We start from the raw sequence: 12,653 nt of genomic DNA, 5'->3' as shown, positions 1-12,653 counted from the left end.
TATTCAGAGCGATCCTCTCGGGCGATGATCAGGAACTCAATCTTCGGCCGCTGTTCCTTGGTCACAAATGCGCCCACCGAGATGAAGCTCCACAGCGCGGTCTTGGGCCCGGGACTGACTGCGAGAACGTGAAAGCCCGGTGCAACCTCATGGATGGGACCACGATTGAATTCACGACGCCCCACTCGATGGCCCGCGAAGAACGACTCGACGTGGCTTCGCACGAGACTGGCTACCACGGGATCGATGATTGGTCCGTCCAACGACATTGCCGTTCAGCGGCTAGCTAGCCGGCACCATCGATGCCGAGATGCCTGCGCGCGATGGACGTCACGAGCCCCGCGGGCGCCTTCTCGGCAAGCAGCGCAGTCCTTGCCTTCGCTTCAGTCTCGCGAGAACCCAACCAAGCGAGGCCACGCATGAGCGCGTCTGCGACGATTCGCTCACGCTCGCTGATCGGCATGTCCGAGTGGAGCTCGAGCGCGGCCGCGAGAGAGCTCGGATGTTCGACTACCCGATCGAGCCGCGTGCGGAGATGACACCTGTACTCCGGAGGAGAAGTCTCCTCCCCAAGCCCACGCAGGTAGACGCCCAGATTCATGTACAGACTCGGCCCCCACTCGGATCCCTGGATGTTCACTACCAGAACGGTTTCGGGGAGCACGCGGTGCCAGGTTGATCGGCTCTTCTTGTAGCCGCCAGGCTTCAGAAGCTTCGCAACTACCTTTTCCACCGCTACCCGGTCCACCATCGTGTGTCCACCCAACGACGCTGCCGTTCAACGGCGGGTTGGCCAGCTCGCCGCTCGAAAAGCTTGTCACGGACGCGTCCTGCCGGGAAAGAGCGAGCCCTTCCACCACGCGGATCGCAACACGCTCACTAGAATCGCGGCGCCCACACCGGTCGGCGGCGCAGGGTCTGACTCAGACGGGACGACTCGGCCGTCCGATCCGTACGCTGCCCTTCGAGCCTGACCGGATCGTGACTTATTCCTGACTTCGCGCACCTGAGTCTCATATGACTCGCGTGCCGCTGATAGAGTCGGTGGATGAGCACCGCAGTTTCTTTGCCGAGGCTGCCGCCGCGAACTAGGGGCGGGGTGGCACGATGACCTTCGCGAACGTCTCCCGGACACTCGGTACCGTCGGGATCCTCCTGCTCGCCGCACCCGTGGGTGCCGTCGAGGTGAGCTACCACCTCACCGGCAAGGTCACCCTCGTACAAGGGAGCGCTCAACCAAAGCTCGCGAGCTTGGGAGTGACCAAGGGCGCGGACGTCAGCATCGACTGGGCCGTCGAGCTGTCGACTCCACCCTACTTCGACAACGTTGCCACCCACACCAAGGAGTACCACGGCGCCATCACCGCGATGAAGATCCAGATCGGTACCTGGACCGCACAGGGAGCCGATCCGACCGCGTTCAACACGGTCCCCGTGAACAAGATCGACATCTTCCACGGCCCGGCCACGGCGCCCGAGGACAACTTGGACATGTCGCGCAGTGCCGTCGACACGGCCGATCCGAACACGGGGCTCGGCCTGGTCACCGGCAACGACCCCAACGGTGCCCTGATCGTCATCCACCTGTTCGCTCCGAACGGCAGTGGGAGCGCCGACAACGTCCTCGGTGATCAGGACCCGAACCAGTACTCGGACAGCAGCGCCGGAGTCTCCGGCGCCGGCGGCGCGGTGGCGTTCGCGATCCCGGGAATCGCCGGTCCTCCGCCTGCCGATCCGACGGTGAAGTGTCGTACGGCGCAGCTTGGGAGCGCGGCCGCGCTGTGCCAGAGCACGCTCAAGTGTCTCGCGGCGCGCGCGAAGCAGACCCCGGCGCAGATTGCGAAGAATCCGGCCAGCCTCCAGACCTGCGAGCACAAGGCGAGCTCGAAGTTCGTCACCGCCTTCGACAAGGCGACCGCGGCCGCCGCCGCGAAGGGCCTGAGCTGCGGGACGACGGAGCCCGGAGCGACGTTCGTGACTCACTTCGATACGGCCGTCGACGAGGTCGTCGCGGTCGTCGACACGATCACTCCACCGAACGCGCTACTGAGCTCCTCCTGGTACAGCGACGCGGCGGCGATGTGCGCGGCCATAGTGAAGGCGGAGTCGAAGAACGTGAAGAAGCCCTCCCCCGCGACGCTCGATCAGTTGCGCGCGACCGCGCGCGCCAAGGCGACGAGCGCCGCGAACAAGGCGATCGCCAAGGCCGAGAGCAAGGGAGTCACGTTCGATCCTGCGCCCGACGTCACTGCGCTGGTCGACTCGATCGACGCCTTGATCGACGACATCGTCACGGAGTTGAACGGCAGCTAGGTCGCGCCAGACCGTGGGCTCTATGGGATCGGCGGCAGGTAGCGCTCGACCTGAATCGAGCGATCGCCCGGCTGGGTCTCTGCGGCGCTCGCCGTGACTCGGAATCTGGAGCTATCCTGTCTGTATGTCGGGCCCACGCCTGGTCGCGATCGTCTACACCGACCTGGTCGGATCGACGGAGAGCGTGGCCCGCCTCGGGCCGCTGGACGGAGAGGCTTGGCGAAAGCGACACCTTGCGGTGTTGCGCGAGGCGCTGGCCCTGCACGACGCCCGGGAGATCCAGGCCTTCGGCGACGGAATGCTCGTCGTCTGTGGCAGCGCGAGCGACGCGGTCGGCTGCGCCATCGCCATGCAGCTGCGCGTGGCACGCGCGAACCAGCGCCGCGACGCGCTGGCGGCGTTCTCGGTTCGCATCGGTGTCTCCGTGGGCGAGGGGACCGAGGACGCCGAGGGCGTCCACGGCCTGGTCGTGGTCGAGGCGGCCCGACTGTGCGCGGCAGCGAAGGGTGGGCAGATTCTCGCGTCCGCCCTGGTCGAGGCGCTGTGCGCAGGGCGGGGCGGGCACCGCTTCTCATCGGTCGGGAGCCTGGAGCTGAAGGGCCTGCCTGCGCCGGTGGCGAGCGTGGAGGTTCTCTGGCAGTCCGAGCGCCCGGGCACGGTGCCGTTGCCCGCGGGCCTGGCCGAGGCCGCGCGCAGCCCATTCGTCGGGCGGGCCGACGAACGCGAGCAACTCGGCCGCGCGCTGCACGCGGCGGCTGGCGGCGAGCGCCGCGTCGGGCTCGTGGCCGGCGAGCCAGGCATCGGAAAGACCCGTCTCGCCGCGGAGATTGCGCGAGACGCCGTCGAAACGGGTGCGCTCGTTCTCTACGGGCGCTGCGACGAGGAGCTCGGCGCGCCCTACCAGCCCTTCGCCGAGGCGCTCGCGCACTATGCACGAGCCTCGGAGCCCGAGGAGCTGCGCTCCCAGCTCCTGGCCTGTGGTATCGACACGGCGCGGATCGTCCCCGAGATCGGGCGGCGCCTGCCGGACCTCCCCATGCCGATGGTGGATGAGCCCGGAGCGGAACGCTTCCGCCTGTTCGAGGCAGTAGATGCGCTGCTCGCGTCGGCGTCGCAGGCGTCACCCGTGGTGCTCGTGCTCGACGATCTGCACTGGTCCGACAAACCCTCGCTCCTTCTCTTGCGCCATCTCGCGCGCTCCTCGCGGCCCGCGGCGCTTCTCGTGCTCGGCACCTACCGCGAGACCGATCTCGCGCGCACGCATCCACTGGCCGAGTTGCTGGGAGACTTGCGCCGCGAGCCGAGCGTCGAGCGCGTGCGTCTGGCTGGGCTCGATGCAGGCGAGGTTGGCGCGCTGCTCACCGCGCGCGCGCAGCACGAGGCGCCCGAGGCCTTCGTGCGCCTGGTGCACTCCGAGACCGAGGGAAACCCGTTCTTCGTCGAGGAGCTGCTGCGCCATCTCGTCGAGACCGGCACCCTGCTCCAGGAGAACGGCCGCTGGGCGAGCGACCGCAACCTGACTGAGCTCGGCATTCCCGAGGGCATCCGCGAGGTGGTTGGCCGGCGCCTCTCGCGTCTCTCGGAAGCCGCGAACGAGACTCTGCGCGTGGCCGCGGTTCTCGGCCGTGAGTTCGACGCTGCGACGCTGGCCGCCGCGCAGGGCCTGCCGATCGCCGCCGCGCTCGAGTCACTCGACGAGGCGTGCCGGTCGCAGATCACCGCCGAGGTCGCAAAGGGCCGCTTCGCTTTCACTCATGCCCTGATCCGTCAGACCCTCTACGAGGAGATCGGCACCACGCGCCGCGTGCGTCTGCACTGGAGGATTGCCGAAGAGCTCGAGCAGCGGCTCGCGGGTCGACTCGAGGAGCACATCGCAGTTCTGGCGCACCACGCGGCGGAGGGCGTGCTCGCGGGGGATCCTCTGAAGGCGGCCACCTGGTCGGTCCGCGCGGGGGCGCGGGCGGCGAATTTGATCGCCCGCGAGGATGCAATCGCGCACTACCGCCGTGCGCTCGCCATCCTCGATCAAGCCGGAATCCTTGCCCCCGAGCTCCGCTACGAGGCACTCACGGGCGTCGGCGAGGGGTCCTTCTACCTGGCCGATGAGAAGACAGTGCGAGCCGCGTTCGGCGAGGCGACCGAGATCGCGCGCGCCCAGGGATGGGTCGAGCGCGAGGCCCTCGCGGTGCTGGGGCGCACCAGCTTCATCGGCCTGGCCGACGATGACTGGCTCACCCAGATCGGTCCCGTCGACGCTGCGCTCGCCGCGCTCGGCCCCCGCGCCACACCCGAGCGAAGCCGGCTTCTCGCGCGGCGCTCGCAGCTCCTCCGCATGCGTGACGCCTCGACCGGCGAGGCCGAGGAGTCGGCCGAGCAGGCACTCGCGATCGCCCGGCTCACGGGCGGCTCCATCGAGCTGATCCACGCCCTGTCAGCCAAGGGCTTCCTGCGCATCGGCTCGCCGGACCTCGGCGAGCGGAGGCGAGACTCCGAAGAGCTCTACCGGGCGGCCGAGGCGACGGGCGACCTTCGCTTCCTCGCGGCTGCCGCCCGCTTCTCTGCCACCATCGAGCTCCAGAGCGGGAGCCGATCGAGCTTCGAAGCTGCGAAGGAACGGCTCCGGCGCCTGGCCGATGCGACGCGCTCACACCCGATGAAGGTGTATGCGTTCGCCTGGGACGCGGCCGTAGCGCTCGCGGAAGGCCGCTTCGACGACGCCAAGAGCCTGGGCGCCCAGTCGCGCGAGGCTGCGAGGGGAATGGGGGGCTTCGAGCTCTTCTACATCGCCATCGTCGTCGGGGCCCGGCTCGAGCAGGGCCGGCACGGCCAGGTGATCGCGGACCTCGAGCGCTTCGTCGCAACGGCGCCGCGCTTCCTCCAGGCGTACCGCGCCGTGCTCGCAACCGCGTGCGCCGAAGCCGGCCGACTCGACGCCGCGCGCCGCGCGCTCGACTCACTCGTGGAGGGAGGCTTCTCACGAGTCATCCGTGACTGGAGCTATCTCCTCTCACTCCGCCATCTCGCCGAGTGCTGCGCGTGGCTGGACGCCCGCGAGCACGCCACCGCCATCGAGCACCTCGTAGCGCCCTATCGCGGGTGTCTCCTCGTCGCATACACGGGGAGCACGATCGAGTGCGCCGCGGACCGCGCGCTGGGACAGGTCCTGGCCGTGCAGGGTCGCCTGGACGAGGCAATCGAGCACTACGAGTCAGCGCTGGTGCTCGAAGCCGCCTTCGGCGCGCCGGCCCTCGCTGCCCGCACTCGCTACTGGATGGCGCGAGCGTTCCTGGCACGCGCGACCGCCGGGGATGTCACCCGGGCGCGCGAGCTCGCGCGCGACAGCCGCGCCGAGGCGAAGCGGTTGGGCATGCCGCTGCTCGAAGGGCACGCCGCGACGGTCGAAGAGGCGGCCCGTTAGAGAGAAGTGATCGCCTCGACTCCTTCGGATAGTGACTGACCCCGCGCGGTCCACCCGCTCCGACAGCGCCCGGCCGTGGCCGAGGGCGGGGCTCCGGGAGCCCGAGCTCGAGCCCGGTGCCGCGGTCGCGGCCAACGCGTCTGCCCGAAATAGCGACGCGGGCGCCGGCCTCGACGAGGAGGTCAGCGCCCGCGCCCGGTCGTTGCCGTCGTCCCCGAGCCATCGACCGCGTTCCTCGTCGCGGCAGCTGCAGTCGCTCTTCTCGCGCTGCGGCCCTGCCGGGTCGTCGCTCAGAGGTTCTTGTAGCGGTCCAGGTCGAGCAGCGACGCTTCCGTCGGCTCTGTGCGCGCGTACTCGGCCTGGATTTCGTCGACCGTCGACCAGAAGCGCGGGCTCGTGCGGCGCACCCCGAAGCGTTCGACGAGTCGCGCCATGCCGGCGTCGTCGCGGGCCGCGAGGATCAGCTCGACGAAGGCGTCGAGATCGCCGGGAGCCACGTCGAAGATGAAGTTCGGGTAGCTGCCCGAGACGCCGCGTGCGAGAGTCAGCGTGTCGTTCTCGGGCTCGCGCCGCTCGTCCTCCCGGAACATGAAGGCTACGTTCGTGTGCGCTTGGTCGTGGATGAGCGAGTAGAGCCCTTGCCCGCGCACACGCAGGAGCGCGAGATCGGGCATCCGCGCGACCCATGAGCCCCGCACGCCGGCGAGCCGCCGCAATGAGTGCTCGACCCCGGGTCGAGCGCACGCCTCGCCTGTGCAGCGGTTCAAGTCGTCGGGCGGGCCGCCCGCCGCGCCGGCGCGGGCCAGGATCTCTGCGAGCAGCTCGCCGACGACGTCCTGCGAAGTGAAGCGCACCTGCGTGCCGAGCTGCTGTGTGCGCAGCCGATCGACCAGAAAGTATTCGAGCTGTTTCGTCGCTCCGCGGTACCACGACGCGCGGATCAGCTCGCGCTTGTCGGGCGGCAGGAACGCGAGGAACGTGTTCTCCGACTGCATGCGCAGGTGATCCATGTACAGCCGAGTCGAGACCTGGTGAGTCATGTTGCCGAACACGTCGAAGCCCGCGACCAGGTCGTAGTAGATGCGTTCGAAGATCGGGTAGTCGATCACCCAGGCGGTCTTCGGCCAGGCGCCGACGAAGCCGCGCACGACTTCCGCGCTGTCGAAGTGGCGGAAGACCGTGAGGAGCGCGTCGGGGTCGCTCTTCGCTCCGTCCCAAATCCAGTCGAGCGAGCCGCCCAGCCGTTTCGGGTCGCGCGCCACGTACGCCTTCACGCGCTCGTCCAGATACTTGGTCTGTACGGCGTTGTACTCGATGAAGAGCTGCCCGAGTGAGTACTGACTCTCGTGCTCCGCCGGCAGATCGAGCAGCCCCGCGACGCGCGGCAGGAAGCCGGGGTCGATCACCGAGATGTCGTGATCCGGGTCGATGAACGCGACGAAGAAGCGGTCCTCGATCACGTCGACGGCGACCTGCCCGTAGCACACCGGGCCGCGGATGAAGTTCATGACGAAGTTGCGCGAGTCGTCGAGCAAATACTGGTAGCGGGCGCGCGCGGGAATCTCGCTGAAGCTCTTGAACGGGTTCGAAGCCTCGGCAGGTGCGTAGCCGGGGAGCCGAGTCGCCTTCCAGTCACCGTTCAGGAAGAGCGAGCGGAGCCGCATCATCTTTGCGGGCCCTAGCTCGTAGGAAATGTGAGTCTTGTGCAGGAGCGCCGCCTCGACCGGCACCAGCCGGTACCAGACGTGTGCGACTCCCGGGTCGTCGTACGGCCGAACCGTCGCGATCTCGTCGGCCGGTACACCGATCGGAGTCCGCGAGCGCACGATGCGGAAGAACGGCCCGCTCGGATGGCTCTCGAAATACAGATGCGACAGGAACCAGTGTTCGTAGAGGTAGCGCCCGACGACCTGCTGCTCGAGTGAGTCGCCGTTCAGGAACGCTTCCCAGCTCCCCACCTCCTCGAGCACCGCTGCCGGAGGCGCGGCTGCGACCGACGGTGGCGGTGCCCCCGCCGCGAGCCAGCTTGCGATCGCATCGCTCTCCGACTTCGCGAGCGGTGCCATCCCGTAGGGCATTCCGCCGAGTGGGTGCTCGCGTTCATAGCCGTCGAACTCCTGCGCGAGCGGGCAGCTCAGCGTCCGTCTGATGTCGAGCGGCAGGGTCTCGGGCAGCCGCGCGTCGGCTGCGAAGGAATGCGAGCGCCCGAGCGCGAGCATGCGCGGCAGCAGGGCCCGCACCGGGCCGCCATCGAGAACGGACGTGAAGCCGCGTCTGCGCCAGCCGTCTTCGCTGCGCTCGTCGATGAAGAGACGTGTGGGCGCGGAGTGAGTCAGGCGGCTCGCGTCGTAGACCGGGGTCTTGCTGGCGCCGCGCTCGAGACCCTGATACGAGGAGAGGTCGAGCTGACACGGGGCATCGTAGCATCCGTGACAGACCGCGCACCGCCTCTCGACTACCGGCGCAACGCTCTCGCTGTACTGCGCGGACGGCAGTGTTTGCGCGACGGCCGGCCCCGCCCGAGGTGACGAGTGCTCGCCGCACGCTGCGGACGACAGTGCGAACAAGATACAGAGACAGCCTGCGAGCCCGAACTCAGAAACTCGCGGCGAAGCAAGCCTCATACTGCAAACCCTCATACTGCATCCACTCGGGCATGCCCGACAGGCCGAGCTCCACGCCGACGACCGCAGACGGTGACCGATCTCCACACGTTCGACCAGGGTAGGGCTGGCGGAGTCGCGCCCAGGCGCCTTGCTGCTCCGCGGAAGCTGACCCGAGAGTGACTGGAAGGATCGCTCCGCATTGGTTCCGCTCTGCAGCGGCTCTCGGGTTCGGCGCCTCGGGGCTCACCGCGAGCGGCTCGTCGACGTTCGCGATCGTCGTCGGTGCGACCCGCTCAAAGAATTCCGTCATACGAAGCCCGGAGAGCGCTAACTCTCGCTCCGGCTGGAGCTTTTCGGATCGCTGAGTGCCGTTCCTCGGGCGCAAGTCTTTCGAGCATGGCCGGCTCGATTTCGCGTACGATACGAGACACACTGACTCGTGCCGCAGGAGGAAGCATGCCTTTCGTGCAGGCGCATCGTCTCGCGTGGGTCGTCCTCGTCGTGCTCACCTCTGGCCTCGGCGCTCGAACGGCCCTGGCGCTGACCGTGAATCCCATCGACTCGGCCCTGCCACTGACGATCCACGCGCGTGCTGCATGCCAGAACGGCACCGTCAGCTACCCGGGCAACCAAAGCAACACCACCGTCACCAACGTGGACATGCCCGCTCTGGCCAATTGCAGCGGCATCGTCGGCCAGGACAACTCGGCGACGCTGACGCACATCGAGGCAAACGACAGCGCTCATGCCGACCTGGTGACTGGCACGCTCGGCACGGTCGCGATCGCTCGCAGCTACAGCGATGCCTCGCAGTCGCTAGGCGTCGGTGCGCTCGCCACTGGCTATCGCTACGACACGCTCACGGTCAACGGTAACTGGAGCGGCATCCGAAACATCGAGCTGCGCCTGACCGTGCATGGCCTCTTGACCTCGAACGCGCCCAGCCAGAACTGGATCAGCAGCAGCTTCGACAGCAGCCTGCTGCTCCTGACCGAGACGGGCACATTCCTCGCGAATACCGGCCTCAACGTCACGGTGGGGAACAACGGCGTGCCCTTCATCGCATCCTCCGCGGCCAGCGCCGGCACGACCCTCACCACCAACGCGGTCAACACCGTGTTCAACCCCGCCGACGTCCAGTTCACGATGACCTTCGTCTTTCCCGCGACGACGACGAACCGCACGTTCAGCTTCATGGGCAGGCTGGGTGTCGCGGCAGGCTTCATGGGAGGGGGAGTGAGTGGCTCAGTCACGAACGGGAGGATCGATTTCGGGAACGGCCAGCTCTCGCTGACGGTGCCGAGCGACGTCACAGTGACCTCGGCGTCGGGGCGATTCCTGGATCCAGGACCCGCGCCGGGGGTTCCCGTGTTTCCCTGGATGATCGATCCCGAAGCGGCGCCGCGAGGCGGATCCCGGCCCTGAGAGCAACCCTTCATTGCCAATCGGCCATGTCCCGAGAGCCGACGCCCGGACTCGAACCGGGGACCTGCTGACTACGAATCAGAGGATCGGTCCGTCCGACGAGTGCGCTAACTCTCGCTCCTGTCTGTGGTTTTCCAGATCTTACCACGACGCGAGAAGGCGGCCTCTACCAACGACTTTGGTAGACCCGAGCGACGGGAACAACGCAGAAAGGTCCCGTGTGGGGTGCTTCGCTGGGAAGGAGTCGGCTCGAAGGGTCTGCCGCGAAGAAGTCAAAGGAGGGGGGGTGCCCCCTTTTTCGACCCTCGATCTCAACTGATACCCATGGCGTGTGGCACTGGCAGGGCGAGCGCACCGAGCCGGGCGAGCGAGTCACTCTGCACTCACACTTCAACCGAGGCATCCTGCGCAGCCTGGAGCCCAAGCGCGTCGACGTGCAGATGATGCACCGCAACGCGCCGCGCCTGGGCGAGATGCTCGGCGAGGACGACTGGTTCGACAAGCTGTCCGCTTCGGGCCGCGACCAGGTCCGCGCCGCCTACATGATCCGCCTGCAGGCGTTCACCGACCGCAAGAAGCAGGAGCTGTTGCAAGGTACGGCGTAGAGCCCGAAGCCATGCCCTGGGACGAAGAGCACTATCCTCCGGCCATGGAAAACCTGGCGCCCATCGTCCGCGCGAAGGCGATCGAGATCGCGAATGCGCTCCTCGAGGAGGGGCACGACGAAGGCTTCTGCATCCGGGTGGCGATCTCGCGCGCGCACGCGTGGGCGCGCCGGCGAGAGCTGGAGTAGCCATGGCGGCACTCGCCTTCGACGCGCGCGCGCCGATCGACCTGGGCAGCCGCGAGTTCTCCGAGAACAAGTACGAGTGGTACCGCTGGCTGCTCGCGAACGCGCCCGCCTGTCGCGGCCGGATCAGCGTGCTGCGCGTGAACCTGGTCGCCCGCTACGAGGACTGCCGCACCGTGCTCACCGATCCGCGCTTCCTGCGCAACCGCGGGCGCGCCCTCGGCAAGCAGGCGGGCAACCCGCTGCCGTTCCCGCTGCCGAAGTCGATTGCGGCGCTCGGGCGCAGCATGATCATCGAGGACGATCCCGAGCACAGGCGCCTGCGCAACCTGGTGAGCCAGGCGTTCACGCCGCGCGCGGTGGCGCGCCTGTCGCACCGCGTGGAGGAGCTGTCGCACGAGCTGCTCGACGAGCTCGAGAAGCGGGACGGGAGCTTCGATCTGCTCGAGCTCTACGCGCGGCCGATTCCGACCCGCGTGATCGCGGCGCTGGTCGGCGTTCCCGACGCCGACATGGAGCGCTTCAAGGCGGGCATTCGCGTGCTGTCGAGCGGCTTCTCCGGCTGGGCGATCGCGCGCACGCTGCTCTGGGACCTGCCCGCGCTGCGCCGGTACGTGCTCGAGCTGATCGAGCGCAAGCGCGCTGAGCCCGCCGACGACATCCTGTCCGAGCTGATCCACGCCGAGGAAGCCGGCGACCGGCTGAGCCACGACGAGCTGCTCAGCCTGGTCTTCCTGCTGATCATCGCGGGCTTCGAGACCACGCTGCACCTCATCACGAACGGCGCGCGCACGCTGCTCGAGCATCCCGACCAGCTCGCGCGCCTGCGCGCGCAGCCCGAGCTGTGGGACTCCGCAGTCGAGGAGATCGTGCGCCACCGCGGCCCGGTCCAGGGCACGAAGCCGATCTACCCCGTGGAGGACGTGAGCTTCCACGGGGTCACCTTCGCGCGCGGCACCGCGACGATGCCGCTGCTCGGCGCAGCCAACCACGACCCCGCCGCGTTCGACGACCCCGAGCGTTTCGACGTGGCGCGCGAGCCCAATCGCCACCTCGGCTTCGGCTTCGGCGCGCACTTCTGCCTTGGCGCGCAGCTCGCGCGGATGGAGACGCGCGTCGCCCTGCGCAACCTGGTGGAGCGCAACCCGAGCCTGCGCCTCGCGGTCGCCCCGTCCGAGCTCGTGATCCAGCGCGCCCCCGGCTGGCACCGCCACGAGAGTCTGCCCGTGGCTCTGCGCTGATGCAGTGAGGCGTCGAGTCGGGAGTCCGAGGAGCGAGTCAGGGCAAGCGTGCGTCGACTGGGTCGGCCGCGTGGATCGCGATCACCGACCCGCCGTCGATGAAGATGTCGTTCGGCTCCGCCCCTCGAGCACGCCTTCCGCACGATCGAGTATCGGGTTCGGGTTCGCATGGTGGTGCACGGCGAGCGAGCCCTTCCACCACACCGCTCGCAACACGCTCGGGAGAAATCGCGGCGCCCACACCGAATCCGTTGGCCCGGCGCTAGCCCGAGCTCATCCGCGGAGCCATGAAGCGATGTGCGGCTCCTTGCGCGCGACGGGCGCCGCGGAGGAGCTCGGAGCTCCCAGGATGATCGGAGCGATCGCAGCCCCTTCGGCGGGGATCGCCAGCTCCTGTTTCACCTCGGGAAGATTGAGCATGGCGACGGCGAGCCCGATGCAGCACGTGCCGAGGCCGGCCTCGCACGCGGACAGCATGAGGTTCTGCGCCGCGAGCCAGCCGTCCGCTTCGCTGAATGCCGTCCGCTCGCGGACGCCGATCACGATCAGCGTGCCGGCGTCGTAGAAGATGTTGAACGCTTCGTCGCGCAGCATCTCCGCGTAGGCACGAACCTTGGGCTCGGTCGCGGCGAGCTCGATCAGATGGCGCTTGGCTCGATCCGAGTAGCGCCGCAGCCGGGCGCGGTCCTGCACGATCGAAAAGACCCAGGGTTGAGCGTTCATCGCGCTCGGCGCCTGAACAGCCTCGTGCAGGAGCTGGCGCACGGTGACCTCGTCGACGGCGACAGGCTTGTAGGCGCGCACGGCGCGGCGGGCGTGGATGGCATCGCGGAGATTCATGGGGCCTCCGTTTCTTGGCT

The 12,653-nt window shown here is 68.3% G+C and carries 10 protein-coding genes; 6 read left to right on the top strand and 4 right to left on the bottom strand.

Annotation, left to right across the window (positions count from 1 at the left end):
* Together VMR86_13930 and VMR86_13925 are read right to left on the bottom strand one after the other, a co-directional pair.
* On the bottom strand, positions 1-269 hold a 269-nt coding region (locus VMR86_13930; protein HTO08144.1), incomplete at its 3' end, for a hypothetical protein.
* Positions 270-286: 17 nt separating this feature from the next.
* Entirely contained in the window at positions 287-751 is a 465-nt protein-coding gene (locus VMR86_13925; protein HTO08143.1) for a DUF4304 domain-containing protein, read from the bottom strand.
* A 356-nt stretch (positions 752-1,107) separates the two neighbouring features.
* Here VMR86_13925 and VMR86_13920 point away from each other — a divergent pair, with 356 nt between their 5' ends.
* Together VMR86_13920 and VMR86_13915 are read left to right on the top strand one after the other, a co-directional pair.
* Entirely contained in the window at positions 1,108-2,313 is a 1,206-nt protein-coding gene (locus VMR86_13920) for a hypothetical protein (GenBank protein HTO08142.1), read from the top strand.
* Between the two features lie 124 nt (positions 2,314-2,437).
* Positions 2,438-5,731, top strand: a complete 3,294-nt coding sequence (locus tag VMR86_13915; protein ID HTO08141.1) for an AAA family ATPase — start codon at positions 2,438-2,440, stop codon at positions 5,729-5,731.
* 290 nt (positions 5,732-6,021) lie between these two features.
* Here the strand turns inward: VMR86_13915 and VMR86_13910 are convergent, their stop codons facing one another.
* Complete coding sequence (locus VMR86_13910) at positions 6,022-8,355, bottom strand: fatty acid cis/trans isomerase (protein HTO08140.1); 2,334 nt, start codon at positions 8,353-8,355, stop codon at positions 6,022-6,024.
* A gap of 438 nt (positions 8,356-8,793) precedes the next feature.
* On the opposite strand from VMR86_13910, the gene VMR86_13905 reads away from it, so the two are divergent.
* The 4 genes from VMR86_13905 (at position 8,794) to VMR86_13890 (ending at position 11,793) form a co-directional block, all read left to right on the top strand.
* Complete coding sequence (locus VMR86_13905; protein HTO08139.1) at positions 8,794-9,762, top strand: hypothetical protein; 969 nt, start codon at positions 8,794-8,796, stop codon at positions 9,760-9,762.
* Positions 9,763-10,091: 329 nt separating this feature from the next.
* Positions 10,092-10,367, top strand: a complete 276-nt coding sequence (locus VMR86_13900) for a hypothetical protein (GenBank protein HTO08138.1) — start codon at positions 10,092-10,094, stop codon at positions 10,365-10,367.
* A 44-nt stretch (positions 10,368-10,411) separates the two neighbouring features.
* A complete protein-coding gene (locus VMR86_13895; protein ID HTO08137.1) occupies positions 10,412-10,555 on the top strand; it encodes a hypothetical protein in 144 nt (47 codons plus the stop codon).
* 2 nt (positions 10,556-10,557) lie between these two features.
* Positions 10,558-11,793, top strand: coding sequence for a cytochrome P450 (locus VMR86_13890; GenBank protein HTO08136.1), 1,236 nt, complete (start codon positions 10,558-10,560; stop codon positions 11,791-11,793).
* Positions 11,794-12,066: 273 nt separating this feature from the next.
* On the opposite strand, the gene VMR86_13885 is transcribed toward VMR86_13890, so the two are convergent.
* Positions 12,067-12,633, bottom strand: coding sequence for a nitroreductase family protein (locus tag VMR86_13885; GenBank protein HTO08135.1), 567 nt, complete (start codon positions 12,631-12,633; stop codon positions 12,067-12,069).
* Positions 12,634-12,653: the final 20 nt, after the last annotated feature.

This window comes from Myxococcota bacterium (genome assembly GCA_035498015.1).
In the GTDB taxonomy this organism is placed as follows: Bacteria; Myxococcota_A; UBA9160; order SZUA-336; family SZUA-336; genus VGRW01.
This window is presented reverse-complemented; position numbering and strand designations above follow the sequence as displayed.

Bases quoted from the DNA above. Each gene is read 5' to 3' on its own strand.
- VMR86_13915 (HTO08141.1), top strand. From the start codon at position 2,438: ATGTCGGGCCCACGCCTGGTCGCGATCGTCTACACCGACCTGGTCGGA.
- VMR86_13905 (HTO08139.1), top strand. From the start codon at position 8,794: ATGCCTTTCGTGCAGGCGCATCGTCTCGCGTGGGTCGTCCTCGTCGTG.
- VMR86_13890 (HTO08136.1), top strand. From the start codon at position 10,558: ATGGCGGCACTCGCCTTCGACGCGCGCGCGCCGATCGACCTGGGCAGC.
- VMR86_13895 (HTO08137.1), top strand. From the start codon at position 10,412: ATGGAAAACCTGGCGCCCATCGTCCGCGCGAAGGCGATCGAGATCGCG.
- VMR86_13910 (HTO08140.1), bottom strand. From the start codon at position 8,355: ATGAGGCTTGCTTCGCCGCGAGTTTCTGAGTTCGGGCTCGCAGGCTGT.
- VMR86_13920 (HTO08142.1), top strand. From the start codon at position 1,108: ATGACCTTCGCGAACGTCTCCCGGACACTCGGTACCGTCGGGATCCTC.
- VMR86_13925 (HTO08143.1), bottom strand. From the start codon at position 751: ATGGTGGACCGGGTAGCGGTGGAAAAGGTAGTTGCGAAGCTTCTGAAG.
- VMR86_13885 (HTO08135.1), bottom strand. From the start codon at position 12,633: ATGAATCTCCGCGATGCCATCCACGCCCGCCGCGCCGTGCGCGCCTAC.